This window comes from Mixta intestinalis, assembly GCF_009914055.1.
Classification (GTDB): domain Bacteria; phylum Pseudomonadota; class Gammaproteobacteria; order Enterobacterales; family Enterobacteriaceae; genus Mixta; species Mixta intestinalis.
Genome location: NZ_CP028271.1, coordinates 3390625 through 3413785 on the forward strand (window position 1 = coordinate 3390625; position 23161 = coordinate 3413785).

Genomic DNA, 23161 nt, shown 5'->3' on the forward strand with positions numbered 1-23161 from the left:
ATGTTACAGATTGCAGATAAATCATTTTCTTCACGACTCTTCACCGGCACCGGCAAGTTCGCTACGCCTGCGCTGATGCTCGACGCGCTGCGCGCCTCCGGCTCGCAGTTGGTTACGATGGCGATGAAACGGCTGGATTTACGCGGCGGCGATGATGGCATTCTGGCACCATTGCAGGCGCTGGGCGTTCAGCTACTGCCAAATACCTCCGGCGCGAAAACCGCTGAGGAGGCGATCTTCGCCGCTCGCCTGGCGCGTGAAGCCTTAGGCACCCGCTGGCTGAAGCTGGAGATCCATCCTGATGCGCGCTATCTGCTACCCGATCCGATCGAAACATTAAAGGCGGCGGCGCAGCTGGTAAAAGAAGGTTTTATTGTACTGCCCTACTGCGGTGCCGATCCGGTATTGTGCAAGCGGCTGGAGGAAGCTGGCTGCGCTGCCGTTATGCCATTGGGTGCGCCCATCGGTAGCAATCAGGGGCTAAAAACGCGCGATCTGCTGCATATTATTATTGAACAGGCAAAAGTGCCGGTTGTGGTAGATGCCGGAATTGGCGCGCCCAGCCACGCCAGCGAAGCGCTGGAGATGGGTGCCGATGCGGTGCTGGTCAATACGGCTATTGCTGTGGCACGCAATCCGGTAGAAATGGCACGCGCCTTCCGCCTTGCCGTTGAAGCCGGACGCATCGCCTGGCAGAGTGGCCTTGGGACAAGCCAGTTTCAGGCCGCGGCCTCCAGCCCGCTTACCGATTTCCTTAGCCAGCCGGAGCGCGCATGATGAAAGACTTTATCGACCGCTGGCGCCTGCTGGGCTGGGATGATATTCGGCTGCGTATCCACAGTAAAACCGCAGCGGACGTGGAGCGAGCGCTCAACGCGCCGCGCCCGGATCGTGACGATCTGATGGCACTGCTTTCCCCCGCCGCCGCCAAGTTTCTGGAGCCGCTGGCACAGAAAGCTCAGCGTCTGACGCGCCAGCGCTTCGGCAATACCGTCAGTTTCTACGTGCCGCTCTATCTCTCTAACCTGTGCGCCAATGACTGCACCTATTGCGGGTTCTCTATGAGCAACCGCATTAAGCGTAAGACGCTAAACGCCGAAGAGATCGCACGCGAGTGTCAGGCGATCCGCGCCATGGGATTCGATCATCTGTTGCTGGTTACCGGCGAGCATCAAGCTAAAGTTGGGATCGACTATTTCCACCAGCATATCCCACAGATCCGCCCCCATTTCAGTTCGTTGATGATGGAGGTTCAGCCACTTTCACAGCAGGAGTATCTGGGGCTGAGAAAGATCGGGCTGGATGGCGTAATGGTTTACCAGGAAACCTATCATCCAAAGATCTATCAACAGCACCATCTGAAAGGGAATAAGCAGGATTTCTTTTTCCGGCTGGAAACGCCGGATCGTCTGGGACGCGCCGGGATCGATAAAATTGGCCTCGGCGCGCTGATTGGCCTTTCCGATAGCTGGCGTACCGACTGTTTTATACTGGCGGAGCATCTGCTGTGGCTTCAGCAAACTTACTGGCAGAGCCGTTACTCCATCTCTTTCCCACGGCTGCGTCCCTGCACCGGCGGTATTGAACCCGCATCGCTAATGGATGAAGCGCAGCTGGTGCAAACTATCTGCGCCTTCCGCCTGTTTGCACCGGAGGTAGAGCTATCTTTATCGACGCGTGAATCGCCCCGCTTTCGCGATCGGGTAGTGCCGCTGGCGATTAACAGCGTTAGCGCTTTTTCCAAAACGCAGCCCGGCGGCTATGCCGATCCGCACCCGGAGCTGGAGCAGTTTTCGCCGGACGATCATCGCCCGCCGCAGGAGGTGGCCGCCGCGCTTACGCAGGCGGGATTACAGCCGGTATGGAAAGACTGGGATAGCTGGCTGGGACGTGCACCGCAATAATCTTCCGCAAAGTGTTTATTGCGCATCTATTTTGGAAGCTGGCAGGTAAAAGAGCCAAATCCTGCTGGATGTTATTCACAGCAGAGATTAGCCTTAACGTCAGGCGCAGCTCAGGGCCGCTTAACTCCCTCACTGGCCCGGTTGCGCTGCTTAGCGTATTGATTAACTAAATACGAAACTATCGACTATTGGAATGATCAGGGTAACCGGGCGTTGCCCAGACCGAAGGCCAGTCGCCCGGTTCACCGCCGTCGCAGCTCGGCTGGCTGTTATAGCTGATTAGCCGGAAGCCTTCGCCATCATAGCGCCAGATAGCACTTTCTCCACAATCGGCAATTCCCCGACCGCGTGCCGAATGGAAAAGCTCGCCGCGATGCGGATCGTAACCGGCGTTGGTAAACCAGCTAACACTGTTCGGTTGGCCTTCTTCATCTTTCAATGGCAACGGTAAAGTTAGCTGTTTTGCCTGTTCAGGCGCGCTGCGCGGCGTAATAAACAGCACGCTGGAAGATTGATAAGCGCCCATGCCACAGTTCACCATGACCAAAGCATGTTGCGCATCCAAAGGCTGCGCTTCGCTACGAGTAACATCCTCTTCGGAGGGTTCGCACTCTTCCTGCTTCAGTATCGCCTGTTGGCTGTTAATAACGCTTTTAATCAGCGCTGGCGCATTATTTAGCGGTACTACCTGCGGGACAGGGATTGGCGGTACAGCAGAGGGACGCGGCGGTACATTATCAGCGGAAACATCGCCCGTTTTCAGTAACGCCGTTTGGTTATTCAGGCGGCCCTGCCGATCGTCAACAAACAGCAGAGCGGCATTTAACCCGCTGAGCGATGCCGTGACGTCATTATCGGACGTCAGAGAAAGAGTTAACGCATTTTTAGCCGCCGCAATGAGCGCCTGAATATCGCCCAGGTCATTACTGTGCACGCTGGCGTAATCATTATTTTCATCCGCGTCGGAGCGCGCGATAGCATGATCCCAGCGTTTGCCATCCAGCCAGACTCCCTGCGCTTTATCTGCATCAAAACTCATGATATCTAAAGCCACCTCACCGTTCGGCCCCGCCTGATGCCAAATAACGATACGCATATTTTCATCTGTATTGCGAATATCGCAGTCGTTGAGGTTATTGCAGGTTACCTGCCACTCACGAAATATACGCTGCACCGGCTGATCCAACGGCGTGGCAGCACCCGTTGCGCCTAACCAACCAAAACATGCTGTAAACAGCAGCGCCTTGCCAGATAACTTCATGTTTACGCTCCCTCTCTGTGCAATCAATGCATAAAGGTGCTTTTTTGGCACCTGCCTCCCGTTCTGGAAAAGTTAAACGGTAAACTCGTGTCAACTTTGTTGCCACGATAATATCCGCTCGGATGTTTATTTTTTTATAGCCATTTTATCGCTGCTCAGCACAGTATCCAGCGATGTTATTTCTTTTTATTTTGTTACGTTATTACCTATTACGCTAATTTCTTCTACGCCAAATGTGTTTAAAGTGAACAAAGGGTGTTGTTTACAAGGAGAAAAATGGCAGGGCGTAGTGAAATCATTGATGGGTCTGATGCTGCGATATATCGCAATGGGTTAGTTTACTCTGAAGTTCTTGGCTGGATAGATTTAGGACATGCCAGAGGAGACGATATACAGTTTCTTTTAGAATTGCTCTGGCGATGATGATGTCTACCGCAATGCGCTTTGAGTCGCTACAGGCTTCAGTGCTCTTTAGCTGGAAAACCGATAGCGGCTTTAGTGCGGAAGATCTGGTTTCCGATCTGTTTGGCTTTTATCGCGTTACTCGCCCTACTAACTATTTTCCCTTTCTTAAACTCATCAGCAAAGCAGAAGCACTGGTACGCTGGGATCACTACGGTCCACCGGGACAGTATAAAAACAAGCTCTTTAAACCGCTGCTTTTTCCCGATCCGCGCCAGAATCCTCATGCCATACCACATTATGGTCAGCTACTCAATTTTATGATGTCAGTACAGCCTTTTACTGATTTTAAATCTGGTATTATTGAAGTAATAACGGATAACGGTACGCAATTTAATATTTTCACTCAGCCGAGAACGTTCAATGCTAAAAGAAATCCGTAAAATAGCGACTATTATTACCGGCTTCCTGGTGTTGTTAGTGCTTATTGCCGGCTACTTTGTTCTGCCGGTCTGGTGGGCCGAGGAAGCCAGCTACACCGAAAAAGACTGGCTGAAATACCATCTGCTGACCTCAGACGAAATCAAATGCGCACCGCGCATTACCAAAGATTTTATTATCGAATACAAAACACGCGATGGCCCTTCCCCTTCTGTCAGCGCAATAACGTTCAAAGGAGCAACAGATACGGGGCGGCTGGAGCATTACCTGTTGGCTCTGGGCTATCGCCCGGCCATCAATCCTGTCCATGGAAAAATGTGGTTTTCTCCAGATCGACAAATGACGGCCTATATTGACCTTCATACTGAAGATGTCGCTTTAACTTTTTTAGATGTTCCTGTCATGAGTAGCGATATTATTCTTGATGCTAAAAAAAATCCGTAAAATAGCGACTATTATTACCGGCTTCCTGGTGTTGTTAGTGCTTATTGCCGGCTACTTTGTTCTGCCGGTCTGGTGGGCCGAGGAAGCCAGCTACACCGAAAAAGACTGGCTGAAATACCATCTGCTGACCTCAGACGAAATCAAATGCGCACCGCGCATTACCAAAGATTTTATTATCGAATACAAAACACGCGATGGCCCTTCCCCTTCTGTCAGCGCAATAACGTTCAAAGGAGCAACAGATACGGGGCGGCTGGAGCATTACCTGTTGGCTCTGGGCTATCGCCCGGCCATCAATCCTGTCCATGGAAAAATGTGAGCCTCTCCGGATATGAACCTCAGCGCCTACATTTATCAACGCAGCAATGAGACAGAACTGGTATTTCTTGATGAGCCTGTGCTTGATGCCTGTCTTACCAGGTAAAGATATTCAACTGCTGATTTTATCCGCCCATAAAAAAACCCTGCCGAAGCAGGGTTTTTAATGTTACGGCATAGCGTCTGACGTTACTCGTCGTCGCTGCCGCCGAGGCCTGCGTTAAGCAGCTCTGCCAGGCTGGCAGTCGCTTCTTCCGCGCTAACCTGCGGCGTAACCGGCGTTTCACCCGCCTGACGGCGACGCATACGATCCTGATGGTAAGCGTAACCGGTACCGGCTGGGATCAAACGACCCACGATAACGTTCTCTTTCAGGCCGCGCAGTTCGTCGCGTTTGCCCGCTACTGCTGCTTCAGTCAGGACACGAGTCGTTTCCTGGAATGATGCGGCAGAGATGAACGATTCGGTTGCCAGCGATGCTTTGGTGATACCCAACAGATCGCGAGCGTAAGTTGCGCCCACTTTGCCGTTGTTCTCCAGATCGCGGTTGGCAATCTTCACGCGTGAGTATTCTACCTGCTCGCCTTCCAGGAACTCGGAGCTGCCCGCGCTGGCGATGGTTGCTTTACGCAGCATCTGACGCACGATAACTTCGATGTGTTTATCGTTAATCTTAACGCCCTGCAGACGGTAAACGTCCTGCACTTCGTTAACGATATAACGGGTCACAGCCTGAACGCCACGCAGACGCAGAATGTCATGCGGAGATTCCGGACCATCGGAGATCACGTCACCACGTTCAACGCGCTCACCTTCGAATACGTTAAGCTGACGCCACTTCGGAATCATCTCTTCGTACGGATCGCTGCCATCAACCGGCGTAATTACCAGACGACGTTTACCTTTGGTCTCTTTACCGAAGGAGACGATACCGCTGATTTCAGCCAGGATCGCAGGTTCTTTCGGACGACGCGCTTCGAACAGGTCAGCAACGCGCGGCAGACCACCGGTAATATCCTTGGTACCGCCAGATTCTTGCGGTACACGCGCCAGGGTATCACCAGAGCTGATTTTCACGCCATCTTCCAGCTGCACAATCGCTTTGCCCGGCAGGAAGTACTGCGCCGGCATATCGGTGCCCGGAATCAGTACGTCATCGCCGTTAGCGTCAACGATTTTCAGCGCCGGACGCAGGTCTTTACCACCAGAGGTACGCTCTGCGGTATCGAGCACCACGAGTGAAGACAGACCGGTCAGCTCATCAGTCTGACGGGTAATGGTCTGGCCGTCGATCATGTCGGTGAAACGGACGAAACCGCTCACTTCGGTGATAACCGGCATGGTGTGCGGATCCCAGTTCGCTACCGTTTCACCGGCATTGACCTGCTCACCATCACCTTTCGCCATGGTTGCGCCGTAAGGCACTTTATAGCTTTCTTTGGTGCGCCCGAATTCGTCGATCATTTTCAGTTCAACGTTACGGGAAGTAATCACCAGCTTACCAGCGGAGTTGGTTACCGACTTGGCGTTGGTCAGCTTGATGGTACCTTTGTTTTTCACCTGAATGCTGGATTCAGCAGCCGCACGCGATGCCGCACCACCGATGTGGAACGTACGCATCGTCAGCTGGGTACCCGGCTCACCGATGGACTGTGCCGCGATAACGCCGATAGCCTCACCTTTATTGATGATATGACCACGCGCCAGGTCACGACCGTAGCAGTGCGCACAAACGCCGAAGTCTGTTTCACAGGCAACAACAGAGCGAACTTTTACGCTGTCGACAGAATTCTGTTCCAACACGTCACACCAGTGCTCATCAAGCAGGGTGTTACGGGAAACCAGAATATCCGCCGTGCCCGGTTTTAGCACGTCTTCCGCCGTTACACGGCCCAGTACGCGCTCACGCAGCGGCTCTTTCACGTCGCCACCTTCGATAACCGGCGTCATGGTGATGCCTTCGAGGGTGCCACAGTCATCTTCGGTTACCACCAGATCCTGCGCTACGTCAACCAGACGACGCGTCAGATAACCGGAGTTCGCCGTTTTCAGTGCGGTATCCGCCAGACCCTTACGTGCACCGTGCGTGGAGATGAAGTACTGAAGTACGTTCAGACCTTCACGGAAGTTCGCGGTGATCGGCGTTTCAATGATGGAGCCATCCGGTTTCGCCATCAGGCCACGCATACCCGCCAGCTGACGAATCTGAGCGGCAGAACCACGCGCACCGGAGTCGGCCATCATAAAGATACTGTTGAAGGAAACCTGTTTCTCTTCTTCACCGTCACGGTTGATCACCGTTTCAGTAGAGAGGTTTTCCATCATCGCTTTAGCAACACGTTCGTTCGCCGCAGCCCAGATATCGATAACTTTGTTATAGCGTTCGCCAGCGGTGACCAGACCCGACTGGAACTGTTCCTGAATTTCAGCTACTTCTGCTTCCGCTTCGGTGATGATTTCCACTTTCTTCGCCGGGATCACCATATCATCGATACCTACGGAAGCGCCTGAACGGGCTGCGTAGGCAAAACCGGTGTACATGGTCTGGTCAGCAAAGATAACGGTCGGTTTCAGACCCAGAATGCGGTAACAGGTGTTCAGCATTTTGGAGATCGCCTTTTTACCCAGCGCCTGGTTGACGATGGAGAAAGGCAGACCTTTAGGTACGATCATCCACAAAATAGCGCGACCGATAGTGGTATCGATCAGGCTGGTTTTCGGCGTGAAATCGCCCTGCTCATTTTTTTCATACTCAGTGATACGCACTTTAACGCGCGCATGCAGCTCGGCCAGGCCAGCGCGATAGACACGCTCAGCTTCTTTCGGGCCGGTCAGCACCATGCCTTCGCCTTTGGCGTTCACTTTGTCGCGGGTCATATAGTAAAGACCCAAAACAACGTCCTGAGACGGAACGATGATAGGCTCGCCGTTCGCCGGAGACAGAATGTTGTTGGTAGACATCATCAGCGCACGCGCTTCCAGCTGGGCTTCCAGCGTCAGCGGTACGTGAACAGCCATCTGGTCACCATCGAAGTCGGCGTTATATGCCGCACAAACCAGCGGGTGCAGCTGGATAGCTTTACCTTCGATCAGAACCGGTTCAAACGCCTGGATACCGAGACGGTGCAGCGTAGGCGCACGGTTCAGCAGTACCGGGTGTTCACGGATAACTTCGTCGAGGATATCCCAAACGACAGCTTCTTCGCGCTCAACCATTTTCTTGGCGGCTTTGATGGTGGTAGCAAGACCACGCAGTTCCAGCTTGCCGTAGATGAACGGTTTGAACAGCTCCAGCGCCATTTTCTTCGGCAGACCGCACTGATGCAAACGCAGGTATGGACCTACGGTAATAACGGAACGACCGGAGTAGTCGACACGTTTACCCAGCAGGTTCTGACGGAAACGACCCTGCTTACCTTTGATCATGTCAGCCAGCGATTTCAGCGGACGCTTGTTGGAGCCAGTAATGGCGCGACCGCGACGGCCGTTATCCAGCAGGGCGTCTACCGCTTCCTGCAGCATACGTTTTTCGTTGCGTACGATGATATCCGGCGCAGCCAGATCCAGCAGACGTTTCAGACGGTTGTTACGGTTAATGACGCGACGATAGAGATCGTTCAGGTCAGAAGTCGCAAAACGACCGCCATCCAGCGGAACCAGCGGACGCAGATCCGGCGGCAGCACCGGCAGCACGGTCAGAATCATCCACTCCGGCTTATTGCCAGACTGTACGAACGCTTCCAGCAGCTTGATGCGCTTGGTCAGCTTTTTACGTTTGGTCTCGGAGTTGGTTTCGTTCAGCTCTTCACGCAGCTGTTCGCATTCCTGCTCCAGGTCCATATTTTTCAGCAGCGCCTGGATCGCTTCCGCGCCCATTTTCGCATCGAATTCGTCGCCAAACTCTTCCAGCGCGTCCAGATACTGCTCTTCTGTCAGGATCTGACGCTTTTCGAGGTTGGTCATGCCGCCTTCAACCACGACATAAGATTCGAAGTACAGCACGCGTTCGATATCGCGCAGCGGCATATCCAGCAGCAGACCGATACGGGACGGCAGTGATTTCAGGAACCAAATGTGCGCGGTTGGTGAAGCCAGCTCGATGTGGCCCATACGCTCACGGCGCACTTTGGTCTGGGTCACTTCAACGCCGCACTTCTCACAGATCACACCACGGTGTTTCAGGCGTTTGTACTTACCGCACAGGCATTCGTAGTCTTTTACCGGCCCGAAAATACGGGCGCAGAAAAGACCGTCGCGCTCAGGCTTGAACGTACGGTAGTTAATGGTTTCCGGCTTTTTCACTTCACCGAAAGACCAGGAACGGATCATGTCTGGCGAGGCCAGCGCAATCTTGATCGCATCAAACTCTTCGGTTTTAGTTTGCGCTTTCAGAAACTTAAGTAAGTCTTTCACGGATTAGCTCCCGTCGGAGTGAGACTTCTCAAGGGAATCCGGGACAAGCCCGAATTCCCTTGTAACCAGTACAGATGCGAGTGTAATTACTCGTCTTCCAGCTCGATGTTGATACCCAGCGAGCGGATCTCTTTCAACAGTACGTTGAAGGATTCCGGCATGCCCGGTTCCATCTGATGGTTGCCGTCCACGATGTTTTTATACATCTTGGTACGACCGTTCACGTCATCAGACTTAACGGTGAGCATTTCCTGCAGGGTATAGGCTGCGCCGTATGCTTCCAGCGCCCACACTTCCATCTCACCGAAGCGCTGACCACCGAACTGTGCCTTACCACCCAGCGGCTGCTGAGTAACGAGGCTGTAAGAGCCGGTAGAACGTGCGTGCATCTTGTCATCAACCAGGTGGTTGAGTTTCAGCATGTACATGTAACCGACGGTAACCGGGCGTTCGAACTGCTCGCCGGTACGACCGTCAAACAGCGTGATCTGACCGGAAGTCGGCAGATCGCCCAGCTGTAACAGCTCTTTGATTTCGCTTTCTTTCGCGCCATCGAACACCGGTGTAGCGATCGGCATACCTTTTTTCAGGTTTTCAGCCAGACGCAGCACTTCATCATCAGAGAAGGTGTTCAGATCGACACGCTGACGAACGTCGGCGCCCAGATCGTAAGCACGCTGGATGAACTCACGCAGCTTCGCCACTTCCTGTTGCTGCTTCAGCATGGCGTTGATCTTCTCGCCGATACCTTTAGCAGCCATACCCAGGTGAGTTTCCAGAATCTGACCGATGTTCATACGAGACGGTACGCCCAGCGGGTTCAACACGATATCGACCGGCGTACCGTTAGCATCGTGCGGCATATCTTCGATCGGGTTGATCTTGGAGATAACACCCTTGTTCCCGTGACGACCTGCCATTTTGTCACCCGGCTGAATCTGACGTTTAACGGCCAGATACACCTTAACGATTTTCAGCACGCCTGGTGCCAGATCGTCGCCCTGAGTGATTTTGCGGCGCTTCGCTTCGAGTTTTTTCTCAAACTCGTGCTTCAGCTCGTCATATTGCTCAGCCAACTGCTCCAGCTGATTCTGTTTCGCTTCGTCGGTCAGACCCAGTTCCAGCCAGCGCTCACGCGGCAGCTTGTCCAGTTTTTCCGCTTCCACGCCGCCGGAAACCAGCACCGCATGGATACGTGCGAACAGACCAGCTTCGAGGATCTGCAGTTCTTCGGTCAGGTCTTTCTTCGCCTGCTTCAGCTGCATCTCTTCGATTTCCAGCGCGCGCTTGTCTTTTTCCACGCCATCGCGGGTAAAGACCTGCACGTCGATAACGGTGCCGGATACGCCGTTCGGTACACGCAGAGAAGAGTCTTTTACGTCAGACGCTTTCTCACCGAAGATAGCGCGCAGCAGTTTCTCTTCTGGCGTCAGCTGGGTTTCACCTTTCGGCGTTACCTTACCAACCAGAATGTCGCCGCCGGTCACTTCCGCACCGATATAAACGATGCCGGATTCATCCAGTTTGGAGAGCGCAGCTTCACCCACGTTCGGGATGTCAGCGGTGATCTCTTCTGGCCCCAGCTTGGTGTCACGAGACACACATGCCAGTTCCTGAATATGGATAGTTGTGAAGCGATCTTCCTGTACGACGCGCTCGGAGACCAGGATGGAGTCTTCGAAGTTGTAGCCGTTCCACGGCATGAACGCTACGCGCATGTTCTGGCCCAGCGCCAGCTCACCGAGGTCGGTTGAAGGACCGTCAGCCAGCACGTCGCCACGCTCTACCGGTTCACCCAAAGACACGCACGGCATCTGGTTGATGCAGGTGTTCTGGTTAGAACGGGTATATTTTGTCAGGTTGTAGATGTCGATGCCGGCCTCGCCCGGATACATCTCGTCTTCGTTAACTTTGATAACGATACGGGAAGCATCAACATACTGTACGGTACCGCCGCGTTTGGCTACGGCAGTTACGCCGGAGTCAACCGCTACCGCACGTTCCATACCGGTACCAACCAGCGGCTTATCAGCGCGCAGAGTCGGAACCGCCTGACGTTGCATGTTCGCACCCATCAGGGCGCGGTTAGCATCATCGTGTTCCAGGAACGGGATCAGGCTTGCCCCGACGGAAACCACCTGCTGGGTGGATACGTCCATGTAGTCAACCTGATCGCGGCTGAACAGGCTCGATTCGCCTTTGCTACGGCAGGTGACCAGATCGTCAACAAAGCCGCCGTTTTCATCAAGCTGGGCGTTCGCCTGCGCGATAACGTAGTTACCCTCTTCGATAGCAGAGAGGTAATGAATTTCATCACTCACCACGCCGTCAATAACGCGACGGTACGGCGTTTCCAGGAAGCCGTATTCGTTGGTCTGCGCATAAACGGAAAGCGAGTTGATCAGACCGATATTCGGACCTTCCGGCGTTTCAATTGGACATACGCGACCGTAGTGCGTCGGGTGTACGTCTCGAACCTCAAAGCCCGCACGCTCACGGGTCAGACCGCCCGGGCCTAACGCGGAAATACGGCGTTTGTGCGTAATCTCAGACAGCGGGTTGTTCTGGTCCATAAACTGAGACAGCTGGCTGGAACCAAAGAACTCTTTCACTGCCGCGGAGATCGGTTTGGCGTTGATCATGTCCTGCGGCATCAGAGTGTCGAGGTCACCCAGAGAGAGACGCTCTTTCACCGCGCGTTCTACACGCACCAGACCTACACGGAACTGGTTTTCCGCCATTTCGCCTACGGAGCGAATACGACGGTTGCCGAGGTGGTCGATATCATCCACTTCGCCTTTACCGTTACGGATACCGATGAGCTTTTTCATCACCTCGATGATGTCTTCTTTGCTCAGGATACCGGAACCTTCGATCTCATCGCGGCCCAGAGAACGGTTGAACTTCATGCGGCCTACCGCAGAAAGATCGTAGCGGTCTTCGGAGAAGAACAGGTTCTCGAACAGGTTTTCCGCAGCTTCACGTGTCGGCGGCTCGCCAGGACGCATCATGCGGTAGATCTCAACCAGCGCGCTCAAGCGATCGTTGGTCGGGTCGACACGCAGCGTTTCAGAGATGTAGGGACCGTGGTCGAGGTCGTTAGTAAACAGCGTTTCAATGCGCTTGTGTCCGGACTGACTCAGTTTCGCCAGCAGGTCCAGAGAGAGCTCCATGTTAGCCGCTACGATCAGCTCGCCGGTGCCTTCATCCACGTAGTCTTTAGCAACCACTTTGCCTGCGATATATTCCACCGGTACTTCGATGTGCTGAATGCCATCTTTTTCCAGCTGGCGGATATGGCGCGCGGTAATGCGGCGGCCTTTCTCAACGTATACCGTGCCGTTCGATTCGATATCGAAAGAAGCGGTTTCGCCACGCAGACGCTCAGGTACCAGCTCCATCTGCAGCTTGTTGTCGCGAATTTCAAAAACCACTTTCTCAAAGAACAGATCGAGAATCTGCTCAGTGGTATAGTTCAGCGCGCGCAGAATGATACTGGCCGGCAGTTTACGACGGCGGTCAATACGGACGAACAGGTTGTCTTTCGGGTCAAACTCGAAGTCGAGCCATGAGCCACGGTAAGGGATGATGCGTGCGTTATAGAGCACTTTACCCGAAGAGTGGGTTTTACCCTTATCGCTGTCAAAGAATACGCCAGGACTACGGTGCAGCTGAGAAACGATAACCCTTTCAGTACCGTTGATAACAAAGGTACCGTTTTCGGTCATGAGCGGAATTTCGCCCATGTAAACTTCTTGCTCTTTGATGTCTTTAACGGTGCCTTCCGGCGCTTCGCGCTCGTAGATCACCAGACGCAGCTTAACGCGCAGCGGAGCAGAATAGGTCACGCCACGAATCTGACATTCTTTAACATCAAAGACAGGTTCGCCTAAGCGGTAGCTGACGTACTGCAGCTCAGAGTTACCGCTATAGCTTTGGATTGGGAATACGGAACGGAATGCAGCTTCCAGACCATATTGGCCTTCCGGATCTTGCTCGATAAACTTCTGGAACGAGTCAAGCTGGATAGAAAGGAGATAGGGTACGTCCAGAACCTGTGGACGTTTGCCAAAATCCTTACGAATGCGTTTTTTCTCGGTATAGGAGTAAACCATAGGGTTCCTCAGCTAGCTGACAAGTCGACCCATCTGTCCGTCCTGAAGGACAGTTCATGCAACACTATTTTGTTTCTCGGAACGTGCGGGAACACCCTCCGCAATACGTCTTTCTATCACTCTTAAATCATTTCATTGCTGTTGCATGGGCAGGGAACCCTGCAGGGAAGCAGTATATTAAGGCGTCGATAGAAAAAGATATTGAAGACGCTCAATGGACAAACAGTGCGAAACCCCATTGAGGCCCTGTAGCGCAAAAAGGCTGGTGACCAAAAAGTCACCAGCCATCAGCCTAAAAGTCAGGCTGCAACCTGGAAGGTTGGCTTATTTAACTTCAACTTCAGCGCCAGCTTCTTCCAGAGATTTTTTCAGAGCTTCAGCGTCGTCTTTGCTGATGCCTTCTTTCAGCGCAGCCGGTGCAGATTCAACCAGATCTTTCGCTTCTTTCAGGCCCAGGCCAGTTGCGCCACGTACTGCTTTGATAACAGCAACTTTGTTAGCGCCAACAGCTTTCAGTACAACGTCGAACTCGGTTTTTTCTTCAGCAGCTTCAGCCGGGCCAGCAGCAACAGCTACAGCAGCAGCAGCAGAAACGCCGAATTTTTCTTCCATAGCGGAAACCAGCTCAACTACTTCCATTACGGACATAGCGGCTACTGCTTCCAGAATTTGATCTTTAGTGATAGACATGACAATTGTTCCTAAGAATCAGAAAATAGTGTGTACGTAAAAGTGCGCTGTAAAGGAAGGCCTTAAGCGGCTTCTTTCGCATCGCGTACGGCTGCCAGAGTACGAACCAGTTTGCCTGCAGCGGCTTCTTTCATGGTCGACATCAGACGTGCCAGTGCTTCTTCGTAAGTCGGCAGCGTTGCCAGACGGTCAATTTGCGCCGCCGGGATCAGCTCACCTTCAAAGGCTGCAGCTTTGACCTCGAATTTTGCATTCGCTTTCGCGAACTCTTTGAACAGACGAGCAGCAGCGCCCGGGTGTTCCATAGAGTATGCAATCAGGGTCGGACCAACAAACGTGTCTTTCAGGCACTCAAACTGAGTACCTTCTACGACGCGGCGCAGCAGGGTGTTGCGAACAACACGCATGTAAACGCCAGCTTCACGACCTGCTTTACGCAGTTCAGTCATTTTATCTACGGTAACGCCACGAGAATCCGCAACTACCGCAGACAGCGCGCCTTTGGCTACTTCGCTGACTTCAGCAACAATCGCTTGTTTGTCTTGAAGATTTAATGCCATTAGCTTTTGCTCCTGGATTTTAGCCGGAGGACAAATTCCCCCGGAACTCACTTCACTTACCGACCGAATAGAAGGTAAGCGCTAAAACACGGTGAGCAGAATCCAGAAAAATATTCTTCGGGCTCTGTCACCGTCTACGCAGGACGATTAAGTTTCTTGCGAAACACCTGCGGTCTTGGACGGAGGCCTGGATAAGGCCAGGCTCCAACCGAAAATCTTTCCGCTTTCCCCCTACTCTGGCGCGGCAAAGCCGATATTCGCTTCAGGGTAAAGTCGGATGTTCTGCTTAACAGAACAACGGGCGTAAGATTCTAGATGAAACTTTCGCCCGCGTAAAGCGATTATTAATTCGCCACTGCAGTCAGGCCAGCCTGGTCGATGGCAACGCCAGCGCCCATGGTGGTAGACAGGCTAACTTTCTTGATGTACACGCCTTTCGCCTGAGACGGTTTTGCTTTTTTCAGCGCAACCAGCAGAGCTTCCAGGTTTTCTTTCAGTTTGTCAGCGTCGAAATCAACCTTACCGATAGTGGTATGGATGATGCCGTTTTTGTCGTTGCGGTAGCGAATCTGGCCAGCTTTAGCGTTTTTAACCGCTTCAGCAACGTTCGGCGTTACCGTACCCACTTTCGGGTTCGGCATCAGGCCGCGCGGACCCAGAACCTGGCCCAGCTGGCCAACAACGCGCATAGCATCCGGGGATGCGATAACAACGTCAAAGTTCATTTCGCCTTTTTTGATCTGCTCTGCCAGATCTTCCATACCTACCAGCTCAGCGCCAGCTGCTTTTGCAGCTTCAGCGTTCGCGCCCTGAGTAAACACAGCAACGCGTACAGAGCGGCCAGTACCGTGCGGCAGTACAGTCGCACCACGAACGTTCTGGTCAGATTTACGAGCGTCGATGCCGAGGTTAACAGCAACGTCAACGCTTTCTACAAACTTAGCGGTAGCCAGTTCTTTCAGCAGAGCAACAGCTTCGTTGATGTCGTACTGTTTAGTAGAATCAACTTTGTCACGGATCACGCGCATGCGCTTGGTCAGCTTAGCCATTTCTTAATCCTCCACTACCAGGCCCATGGAACGAGCAGTACCTTCGATAGAGCGAGTCATCGCTTCTACGTCAGCACCAGTCATGTCCGCAGCTTTGGTTTCTGCGATTTCACGTACCTGAGCACGGGTTACTTTACCCACTTTGTCTTTGTTCGGCTTGCCGGAACCAGACTTGATACCCGCCGCTTTTTTCAGCAGAACAGCTGCCGGAGGCGTTTTGGTAACGAAGGTGAAAGAACGGTCAGAATAAACGGTGATAACAACAGGAATCGGCAGACCTTTTTCCAGGCTGTCTGTTTTTGCGTTAAACGCTTTACAGAATTCCATGATGTTAACGCCCTGCTGGCCCAGAGCCGGACCTACTGGCGGACTCGGGTTAGCCATACCGGCTGCAACCTGCAGCTTGACATAGGCTTGTACTTTCTTAGCCATGATATTTCCTCTGTTGGGTATAACGCCTGATTAAGGCTCCCCGTGATTAAACTTTTACGCGCCAGGGGCGCATAAAAACAAAAGGCGCGAAATTGTAGGGCAATTTCGCGCCTTCTGCAACCCTTAATCAAAAATACCGATCGGGTGATTTAGCCTTTTTCAACCTGACCGAAATCAAGTTCAACCGGTGTGGCACGGCCAAAGATAGAGACAGAAACCTTCAGGCGGCTCTTCTCATAATCAACCTCTTCCACCACGCCGTTAAAGTCGGCAAAGGGACCATCATTAACGCGAACCATTTCGCCCGGTTCAAACAGCGTTTTCGGACGCGGTTTGTCACCGACCTGCTGTAGACGGTTCATGATCGCATCGACTTCTTTATCGCTAATCGGTGCCGGACGATCGGACGTTCCGCCAATGAATCCCATCACGCGCGGTACGCTGCGCACCAGGTGCCAGCTCGCATCATTCATAACCATTTGCACCAGCACATAGCCGGGGAAGAATTTGCGCTCGCTTTTACGGCGCTGGCCGCCACGGATTTCCACTACTTCTTCAGTAGGGACCATCACGTCGCCAAACAACTCTTCCATATTGTGCAATTTGATGTGCTCACGCAGCGACTGTGCTACGCGAGCCTCAAAACCGGAAAACGCCTGAACGACGTACCAGCGCTTTTTTGGAGCTTCAGACATCTCAGAACCTCAGGCCAGTGATAAACGATACCAGACGGACCAGAATACCATCCAGCCCCCACAAAATCAGTGACATCACGGCAGTAACCGCGGCTACGATTAACGTGGTATGCAGCGTTTCCTGACGCGTAGGCCAAATGACTTTGCGCACTTCGGTTCTGGCTTCGCGAGCGAAAGCCATCGTTGCTTTACCTTTCGTCGTCAGCAGCGCGATGCCGCCTGCCGCCGCGATCAGAATGACAACAGCCAATGCGCGCAGCGGTAATGTTACTTCGCGATAATAGAAGTTACCCACAACTGCCACGATCAGCAAAATGGCGACGACTACCCACTTTATCGCTTCCAGGCCGCGCCCGCTTCCTTGAGCTTCGGTATTAGCACTCATAAACCAACCTGCCACATAAATCAGAAACAATTTTGCCCCGCGCATGCGAGGCAGCCAAACCGAATGCAGCTGTTGAGGCGTAACTCGGTCGATTACGCCGTGCTACAGAGCCTGTCTCAGCAATGATTATGGGTAAAAAATCACTGATGAGCCAGGTTCTATGTTACAGCGTATAAAAAGGGCATCAAATGATGCCCTCTTCTTGTACGTTGCGTCAAATATTATTGGCGATTAGCCAAGAACTTTAGCAACAACGCCCGCGCCAACGGTACGGCCACCTTCGCGGATTGCGAAACGCAGACCGTCGTCCATTGCGATCGGGTGGATCAGGGTAACAACCATTTTGATGTTGTCGCCCGGCATTACCATTTCAACGCCTTCCGGCAGTTCGATGGTGCCCGTTACGTCAGTAGTACGGAAGTAGAACTGCGGACGGTAGCCTTTGAAGAACGGAGTGTGACGGCCGCCTTCGTCTTTGGACAGAATGTACACTTCAGATTCGAACTGGGTGTGCGGCTTGATGGAGCCCGGCTTAGCCAGAACCTGACCACGCTCGATCTCTTCACGTTTGATACCACGCAGCAGAACACCAACGTTCTCACCAGCACGGCCTTCGTCCAGCAGTTTGCGGAACATTTCAACGCCGGTACAGGTAGATTTCGCAGTATCTTTGATACCCACGATTTCAACTTCTTCACCAACTTTGATTACGCCACGCTCAACACGACCGGTAACAACGGTACCACGGCCAGAGATGGAGAATACGTCTTCGATCGGCAGCAGGAACGGCTTGTCAATCGCACGCTCTGGTTCCGGGATATAGGTATCCAGGTGACCAGCCAGCTCGATGATTTTTTCTTCCCACTCTGCTTCGCCTTCCAGCGCTTTCAGCGCAGAACCGCGAACGATCGGGGTGTCATCGCCCGGGAAGTCGTACTGAGACAGCAGGTCACGCACTTCCATCTCAACCAGTTCCAGCAGCTCTTCGTCATCAACCATGTCGCATTTGTTCAGGAACACGATGATGTACGGAACGCCTACCTGACGACCCAGCAGGATGTGCTCGCGGGTCTGCGGCATCGGGCCGTCAGTCGCAGCAACAACCAGGATAGCGCCGTCCATCTGAGCAGCACCGGTGATCATGTTTTTCACGTAGTCGGCGTGGCCCGGGCAGTCAACGTGCGCGTAGTGGCGAGTCGGGGTGTCATATTCAACGTGAGAGGTGTTGATGGTGATACCACGAGCCTTCTCTTCCGGCGCGTTATCGATCTGATCAAATGCACGCGCGGCGCCACCGTAGGTTTTTGCCAGTACGGTGGTGATAGCTGCAGTCAGGGTAGTTTTACCGTGGTCAACGTGGCCGATAGTACCGACGTTGACGTGCGGTTTTGAACGTTCAAATTTTTCTTTAGACATCGATTGTCCCTCTAAGACACGGTTAAATCGGTGATATCACCACATCAACCAGGCATCGCCTGTGCTGTTGAATTTTTTTATACAGGAAAGAATCAGGGAGGGAGATGAAGAAGTGGTGCTGATACCCAGAGTCGAACTGGGGACCTCACCCTTACCAAGGGTGCGCTCTACCAACTGAGCCATATCAGCACATCTGGAGCGGGCAGCGGGAATCGAACCCGCATCATCAGCTTGGAAGGCTGAGGTAATAGCCATTATACGATGCCCGCAACCTGGAACTCGGCTACCTGTTCTTTCTGTAGCATATGAATAATAAGGTAAGGAGGCTTATTATTCGAGCTTCGAGCCAACCTGCGTTTCTTGCTGACTCTGACTGTGCTTGAGCTCAGTCTGGATATGGTGGCAGGAGAAGGACGCTTTGTCACTTTTCTCCTCACCCTTCGCGCCGTGCCGTACGCGTTATCCCGCACCGCTCGACTCGAACCTTAACGAAGGCTTTCACCTCCATCCACAATGAAACCGCTTTGCGTTTCCACTCTGGTTCAGCTCTGTTGCCGGAGCTTAAATTTGGTGGTGGGAGAAGGATTCGAACCTTCGAAGTCTGTGACGGCAGATTTACAGTCTGCTCCCTTTGGCCGCTCGGGAATCCCACCTGGTACTTGATGGTGCCGGCTACCGGAATCGAACTGGTGACCTACTGATTACAAGTCAGTTGCTCTACCTACTGAGCTAAGCCGGCATCAAGTGAGGCGCATTCTAGGAAGAGCGGCTTAGGTATGCAACAAAAAAATTGCGATAAATGTTCTATCGACTATTATTTGTGCAATTCTTCGCAAAATGACACTTTTTTGAAGAAAAAACAACCGCTCCTGCTGGCACGACTACGCTTACGGCAGTGCTCTGTTTTAGTGAAGGCAATGTCTCTCTGTCCATATCATAGTTGGCAACCAGGCTGGAATAGTCGGATCGCACAGGTGGAAGGAACGGCAGTAAATAATGCAGCGGCCTGACGGCAGCTAAGAAAAAACTTACTCTGTGATGAAGATCACGTAGGACAGCGGCAATATATTGAAATTATTAGATCGGATTTTATATCAGGCCGCGTTTATATTTCTAATTCAAGCTATACAGCGCAGGTTTACTGTTTCTCTGAATAATCGAAACGCAGGGAATCGTTCCGATTACTATTGTCATCGTATCTTTTTCCTTCTTTTTTTCCCTTTACTGGTGTTAACCTCCTGCGCATTGTTTTCTGAAATTACCCTCAGGGCACAGAAAGGCCGGCACGTCAGGCTTCCCCTGTTGCCATTCGGTAAATATTTGCTGGCAGAAGCATGCTTATGAGTAATAAAGAGTCCTCGTTTACTACCCCGTACCTGACATTCAGCCGCCAACAATGGGCTGCGCTACGTGATTCTGTTCCTATGACATTAACAGAGGACGAAATTGCGCGCCTTAAAGGCATTAATGAAGATCTTTCGCTGGAAGAAGTTGCTGAAATTTATTTACCCCTGTCTCGTCTGCTAAATTTTTATATCAATTCTAATTTACGACGCCAGGCGGTCCTTGAGCAGTTTCTGGGCACGGATGGGCAAAAGATCCCTTATATCATCAGCATTGCAGGAAGCGTTGCTGTTGGTAAAAGCACAACGGCGCGCGTGTTACAAGCCCTGCTAAGTCGCTGGCCTGAACATCGCCGGGTTGAATTAATCACTACCGACGGGTTTCTTCATCCCAACGCGATTTTAAAAGAACGCAATCTGATGAAGAAAAAGGGGTTCCCGCAGTCTTATGACATGCACCGGCTGGTCAATTTCGTTGCTGATTTGAAATCAGGGGCTTCTGAAGTGACCGCCCCGGTTTATTCGCATCTGATTTACGATGTTATTCCGGACGGTGACAAAGTGGTTCAGCAGCCCGATATCCTTATCCTTGAGGGGTTAAACGTGCTGCAAAGCGGAATGGATTATCCACACGATCCGCATCATGTTTTTGTCTCAGACTTTGTAGATTTTTCCATTTATGTCGATGCACCGGAAGATCTGCTACAAGATTGGTATATCAACCGCTTCCTCAAGTTCCGTAAGGGCGCATTTACCGATCCTGATTCCTATTTTCATCATTATGCCCAGCTCTCAGAAGAAGAAGCGATTAATACCGCAACGCAACTATGGCGGGAGATTAACTGGCGTAACCTGAAAGAAAATATTCTGCCCACACGTGAGCGTGCCAGCCTGATTTTAAGCAAGAGCGCCAATCATGCTGTAGAGAAGGTTAAATTACGTAAGTAATGACGATACGATGGCTTCTGTGCGCCCTGCGTCCAGAAGCTTTCTTCGTCTACTGCTTTGTTATGAGCTTTGCGGACGTAGTGAGATTTCACCGCCAACCCAGGATTTAACGACGCCATTCTGTTCCAGTAGTAATCCGCCCTGTTGATCGATGCCTCGCGCTATCCCCAGAATTTCACGATCGCCCATTAACAACTTTACCGGGCGGTTAATAAAGTTATCTAAGCGCTCCCAGCGCGGTATAAATGGGGTCAGCCCTTCACGTTCAAACTCTTTCAGACTGCGACGCAGTTGATTAACCAACATGCTAACCAATTCATTACGGTTGATACTGATTCCTGCTTCATGCAGGTTGATCCAGCCCTGATTAACCACGTCGGTATCGGGAGAGCGCATAGCTAAATTGATCCCAGCACCAAACACGATTTGCGCAGCATCACCTGTTTTTCCTGTCATCTCTACCAGGATACCTGCCAGTTTACGATCTTTCAGATAGAGATCGTTGGGCCATTTCACTTTAACCTCTTCAGCACCGAGCTGCTGTAATACTTCAGCGATAACGATACCAATGACCAAGCTTAATCCCATTGCGGCAGCTGGGCCCTGTTCAAGACGCCAATACATGGAGAGATAAAGGTTAGCGCCAAAGGGCGAGAACCATTGGCGACCACGCCGCCCACGCCCCGCCTGTTGATACTCAGCGACGCAGGCATCACCCGTTTTAAGTGAATTCATCCTCTCCAGAAGATACTGGTTGGTTGAATCAATAACAGGAATAATGGATACGCCCGGCTGTTCTAAATGCGGATTGATTTTCTCTTCGTCCAGTAGCTCAATTGGTGCGGACAAACAGTAGCCTTTACCGGTAACGGTAAAGACATCCAGCCCCCATTCTTTTAATGTCTGAACATGCTTATTAATGGCGGCGCGGCTCATGCCAAGCTGCTCGCCAATTTGTTCGCCAGAGTGAAATTCGCCATCGGCCAGGATTGCGACCAGCTTTAACGGTACGCTGTTATCTTTCATGAAATCACCTCAACGGCATCTTCTTCACCGTTAGCACCGATAAACCTGACTTCAGGTTCCAGCCAGACATTAAACTTCTCGCCTACACATTGTCTGACGTGATGAGCTAACGCAACGATATCTTCAGCGCGGGCATTATTGCTGTTGATTAATACCAGCGCCTGTTGTTGATGCACTGATGCTCCGCCAATACGGTATCCCTTTAGTTGACATTGATCGATTAACCATCCGGCAGCCAGTTTAACTTCCCCATTATACTGGGGATAATGCGGTGCCTGAGGAAAAGCAGCCAGCAGAGCTGTAGCCTGTTCAGCATTTACTACGGGATTCTTAAAAAAGCTGCCTGCATTGCCGGTTATCATCGGATCGGGCAGCTTGCTGCGGCGCATATGGCAAACTGCACCAAAAATCTGCTGTGGCGTAACGGTAGCCGCATCCAGCCGGGTAAGGTCGCCATAGCTCATAACCGGTTTCCATTCTTTCGGCAAAATAAAGCCAACGGCAACGATCGCATGCCCGTGCTGTAACTGATGCTTAAAGATGCTGTCGCGATAGCCAAACTGGCACTGCGCTGCCGTAAGGCGCATTAAGTTGCCGCTGTCCAGTTCAAGTACTTCAACCCACTCACAAACGTCTTTCAGTTCAACACCATAAGCACCAATATTTTGGATCGGCGCCGATCCTACACAGCCAGGGATCAACGCCAGGTTTTCTAAACCGGCAATATCCTGTTGTAGCGTGCGGATAACCAGGCCATGCCAGTTTTCTCCAGCCCCAACCTCCAGATGCCAGTGGCTTTCGCTTTCTGTAACAATAATGCCTCTGATACGGTTGAGTACCACTATCCCACTGAATTTTTGCAGAAACAGGACATTACTGCCTTCGCCAAGCAGCAGGAAAGGTAAGTTATGTTGCTGGCATTCGCGCCAGGCGGCAAGAATATCTGCCGGACTTTCCGCAATCACAACCTTATGTGCAGTAGTCTCAATCGCGAAGGTATGAAGAGATTTTAGTGAGAATTCAGGGCTGGACATGAAACGACCTTTTCCGGTTAGTTGCGTTCATTTTACCCGATTGGCATAACAGGAGGAAAATTTTCCCGGCAGGAAAAAGGAAAGGAAAACCTGGATATTGCAGAGACGAAAAAGCCCCGGCTTTCGCCGGGGCTCCGTCGTTTGTTTGATGCCTGGCAGTTCCCTACTCTCGCATGGGGAAGCCCCACACTACCATCGGCGCTGCGGCGTTTCACTTCTGAGTTCGGCATGGGGTCAGGTGGGACCACCGCGCTCTCGCCGCCAGGCAAATTCTTGTCGCCGGAA

The 23161-nt window shown here is 52.1% G+C and carries 17 protein-coding genes, 4 tRNA genes, 1 rRNA gene, 1 other RNA gene and 1 pseudogene; 6 read left to right on the plus strand and 18 right to left on the minus strand.

From position 1 onward, the window contains the following. Both C7M51_RS15655 and thiH read left to right on the plus strand, forming a co-directional pair. Nucleotides 1–777: a thiazole synthase gene (locus C7M51_RS15655; protein ID WP_160622585.1), complete on the plus strand. Its 777-nt coding sequence runs from the start codon at nt 1–3 to the stop codon at nt 775–777. After that, complete coding sequence (thiH, locus tag C7M51_RS15660; RefSeq protein ID WP_160623674.1) at nt 777–1904, plus strand: 2-iminoacetate synthase ThiH; 1128 nt, start codon at nt 777–779, stop codon at nt 1902–1904. Before C7M51_RS15655 ends, thiH begins: the two co-directional genes overlap by 1 nt. A gap of 178 nt (nt 1905–2082) precedes the next feature. On the opposite strand, the gene C7M51_RS15665 is transcribed toward thiH, so the two are convergent. Beyond that, nucleotides 2083–3165: a DUF1176 domain-containing protein gene (locus tag C7M51_RS15665; protein ID WP_160622586.1), complete on the minus strand. Its 1083-nt coding sequence runs from the start codon at nt 3163–3165 to the stop codon at nt 2083–2085. Nucleotides 3166–3441: 276 nt separating this feature from the next. Here C7M51_RS15665 and C7M51_RS15670 point away from each other — a divergent pair. The 3 genes and pseudogenes from C7M51_RS15670 to C7M51_RS15680 all read left to right on the plus strand — a co-directional run bounded on the left by C7M51_RS15670 (nt 3442) and on the right by C7M51_RS15680 (nt 4771). Next, nucleotides 3442–4010, plus strand: a pseudogene (locus tag C7M51_RS15670) (hypothetical protein). Further along, nucleotides 3991–4452 carry a hypothetical protein gene (locus C7M51_RS15675; protein WP_160622587.1) on the plus strand — a complete coding sequence of 154 codons (462 nt, stop codon included), beginning with the start codon at nt 3991–3993 and terminating at the stop codon, nt 4450–4452. The pseudogene C7M51_RS15670 and the gene C7M51_RS15675 overlap by 20 nt, the downstream one beginning before the upstream one ends. Beyond that, complete coding sequence (locus C7M51_RS15680; RefSeq protein WP_160622588.1) at nt 4433–4771, plus strand: hypothetical protein; 339 nt, start codon at nt 4433–4435, stop codon at nt 4769–4771. Before C7M51_RS15675 ends, C7M51_RS15680 begins: the two co-directional genes overlap by 20 nt. Nucleotides 4772–4959: 188 nt before the next feature. Here C7M51_RS15680 and rpoC read toward each other — a convergent pair whose 3' ends face one another. From rpoC to C7M51_RS15750, 14 genes are all read right to left on the minus strand, one after another. Continuing rightward, nucleotides 4960–9183: a DNA-directed RNA polymerase subunit beta' gene (gene rpoC, locus C7M51_RS15685; protein WP_160622589.1), complete on the minus strand. Its 4224-nt coding sequence runs from the start codon at nt 9181–9183 to the stop codon at nt 4960–4962. A gap of 86 nt (nt 9184–9269) precedes the next feature. After that, complete coding sequence (rpoB, locus tag C7M51_RS15690; RefSeq protein WP_160622590.1) at nt 9270–13298, minus strand: DNA-directed RNA polymerase subunit beta; 4029 nt, start codon at nt 13296–13298, stop codon at nt 9270–9272. Nucleotides 13299–13622: 324 nt separating this feature from the next. Beyond that, a complete protein-coding gene (gene rplL, locus C7M51_RS15695) occupies nt 13623–13988 on the minus strand; it encodes a 50S ribosomal protein L7/L12 (RefSeq protein WP_141178000.1) in 366 nt (121 codons plus the stop codon). Nucleotides 13989–14050: 62 nt separating this feature from the next. Next, nucleotides 14051–14548 carry a 50S ribosomal protein L10 gene (rplJ, locus tag C7M51_RS15700; RefSeq protein WP_012772934.1) on the minus strand — a complete coding sequence of 166 codons (498 nt, stop codon included), beginning with the start codon at nt 14546–14548 and terminating at the stop codon, nt 14051–14053. A 344-nt stretch (nt 14549–14892) separates the two neighbouring features. Beyond that, a complete protein-coding gene (rplA, locus tag C7M51_RS15705) occupies nt 14893–15597 on the minus strand; it encodes a 50S ribosomal protein L1 (protein ID WP_141177999.1) in 705 nt (234 codons plus the stop codon). Between the two features lie 3 nt (nt 15598–15600). Then, on the minus strand, nt 15601–16029 hold the full coding sequence (gene rplK, locus C7M51_RS15710) for a 50S ribosomal protein L11 (RefSeq protein ID WP_141177998.1): 429 nt from the start codon (nt 16027–16029) through the stop codon (nt 15601–15603). A 149-nt stretch (nt 16030–16178) separates the two neighbouring features. After that, complete coding sequence (nusG, locus tag C7M51_RS15715) at nt 16179–16724, minus strand: transcription termination/antitermination protein NusG (RefSeq protein ID WP_038629789.1); 546 nt, start codon at nt 16722–16724, stop codon at nt 16179–16181. Nucleotide 16725: 1 nt separating this feature from the next. Then, nucleotides 16726–17109 (minus strand): preprotein translocase subunit SecE, encoded by a 384-nt coding sequence (gene secE / locus C7M51_RS15720; RefSeq protein ID WP_160622591.1) that lies wholly within the window; start codon nt 17107–17109, stop codon nt 16726–16728. Nucleotides 17110–17340: 231 nt separating this feature from the next. Further along, a complete protein-coding gene (tuf, locus tag C7M51_RS15725) occupies nt 17341–18525 on the minus strand; it encodes an elongation factor Tu (RefSeq protein ID WP_160251210.1) in 1185 nt (394 codons plus the stop codon). 113 nt (nt 18526–18638) lie between these two features. Further along, nucleotides 18639–18714: transfer RNA gene (locus tag C7M51_RS15730), tRNA-Thr, on the minus strand. 5 nt (nt 18715–18719) lie between these two features. Further along, a tRNA-Gly gene (locus C7M51_RS15735) sits at nt 18720–18794 on the minus strand. Nucleotides 18795–18922: 128 nt separating this feature from the next. Next, nucleotides 18923–19047: non-coding RNA, RtT sRNA (locus tag C7M51_RS15740), on the minus strand. 46 nt (nt 19048–19093) lie between these two features. Continuing rightward, nucleotides 19094–19178: transfer RNA gene (locus C7M51_RS15745), tRNA-Tyr, on the minus strand. Between the two features lie 10 nt (nt 19179–19188). After that, nucleotides 19189–19264: transfer RNA gene (locus C7M51_RS15750), tRNA-Thr, on the minus strand. Between the two features lie 601 nt (nt 19265–19865). Here C7M51_RS15750 and coaA point away from each other — a divergent pair. After that, on the plus strand, nt 19866–20816 hold the full coding sequence (gene coaA / locus C7M51_RS15755; RefSeq protein ID WP_160622592.1) for a type I pantothenate kinase: 951 nt from the start codon (nt 19866–19868) through the stop codon (nt 20814–20816). A 60-nt stretch (nt 20817–20876) separates the two neighbouring features. On the opposite strand, the gene birA is transcribed toward coaA, so the two are convergent. The 3 genes from birA to rrf form a co-directional block, all read right to left on the minus strand. Further along, nucleotides 20877–21842, minus strand: a complete 966-nt coding sequence (gene birA, locus C7M51_RS15760) for a bifunctional biotin--[acetyl-CoA-carboxylase] ligase/biotin operon repressor BirA (protein WP_160622593.1) — start codon at nt 21840–21842, stop codon at nt 20877–20879. Further along, nucleotides 21839–22876 (minus strand): UDP-N-acetylmuramate dehydrogenase, encoded by a 1038-nt coding sequence (gene murB / locus C7M51_RS15765; RefSeq protein ID WP_160622594.1) that lies wholly within the window; start codon nt 22874–22876, stop codon nt 21839–21841. The genes birA and murB overlap by 4 nt, the downstream gene beginning before the upstream one ends. A gap of 150 nt (nt 22877–23026) precedes the next feature. After that, nucleotides 23027–23142 (minus strand): 5S ribosomal RNA (gene rrf, locus C7M51_RS15770). Between the last annotated feature and the right edge of the window lie 19 nt (nt 23143–23161).

What these genes read in the sequence shown, in the direction of transcription:
- nusG (WP_038629789.1), bottom strand. Translation starts at nt 16,724, where the DNA reads ATGTCTGAAGCTCCAAAAAAGCGCTGGTACGTCGTTCAGGCGTTTTCC.
- rplK (WP_141177998.1), bottom strand. Translation starts at nt 16,029, where the DNA reads ATGGCTAAGAAAGTACAAGCCTATGTCAAGCTGCAGGTTGCAGCCGGT.
- rpoB (WP_160622590.1), bottom strand. Translation starts at nt 13,298, where the DNA reads ATGGTTTACTCCTATACCGAGAAAAAACGCATTCGTAAGGATTTTGGC.
- rplL (WP_141178000.1), bottom strand. Translation starts at nt 13,988, where the DNA reads ATGTCTATCACTAAAGATCAAATTCTGGAAGCAGTAGCCGCTATGTCC.
- rplJ (WP_012772934.1), bottom strand. Translation starts at nt 14,548, where the DNA reads ATGGCATTAAATCTTCAAGACAAACAAGCGATTGTTGCTGAAGTCAGC.
- C7M51_RS15675 (WP_160622587.1), top strand. Translation starts at nt 3,991, where the DNA reads ATGCTAAAAGAAATCCGTAAAATAGCGACTATTATTACCGGCTTCCTG.
- murB (WP_160622594.1), bottom strand. Translation starts at nt 22,876, where the DNA reads ATGTCCAGCCCTGAATTCTCACTAAAATCTCTTCATACCTTCGCGATT.
- coaA (WP_160622592.1), top strand. Translation starts at nt 19,866, where the DNA reads ATGAGTAATAAAGAGTCCTCGTTTACTACCCCGTACCTGACATTCAGC.
- C7M51_RS15655 (WP_160622585.1), top strand. Translation starts at nt 1, where the DNA reads ATGTTACAGATTGCAGATAAATCATTTTCTTCACGACTCTTCACCGGC.
- thiH (WP_160623674.1), top strand. Translation starts at nt 777, where the DNA reads ATGAAAGACTTTATCGACCGCTGGCGCCTGCTGGGCTGGGATGATATT.
- C7M51_RS15665 (WP_160622586.1), bottom strand. Translation starts at nt 3,165, where the DNA reads ATGAAGTTATCTGGCAAGGCGCTGCTGTTTACAGCATGTTTTGGTTGG.
- rplA (WP_141177999.1), bottom strand. Translation starts at nt 15,597, where the DNA reads ATGGCTAAGCTGACCAAGCGCATGCGCGTGATCCGTGACAAAGTTGAT.
- birA (WP_160622593.1), bottom strand. Translation starts at nt 21,842, where the DNA reads ATGAAAGATAACAGCGTACCGTTAAAGCTGGTCGCAATCCTGGCCGAT.
- tuf (WP_160251210.1), bottom strand. Translation starts at nt 18,525, where the DNA reads ATGTCTAAAGAAAAATTTGAACGTTCAAAACCGCACGTCAACGTCGGT.
- C7M51_RS15680 (WP_160622588.1), top strand. Translation starts at nt 4,433, where the DNA reads ATGCTAAAAAAAATCCGTAAAATAGCGACTATTATTACCGGCTTCCTG.
- secE (WP_160622591.1), bottom strand. Translation starts at nt 17,109, where the DNA reads ATGAGTGCTAATACCGAAGCTCAAGGAAGCGGGCGCGGCCTGGAAGCG.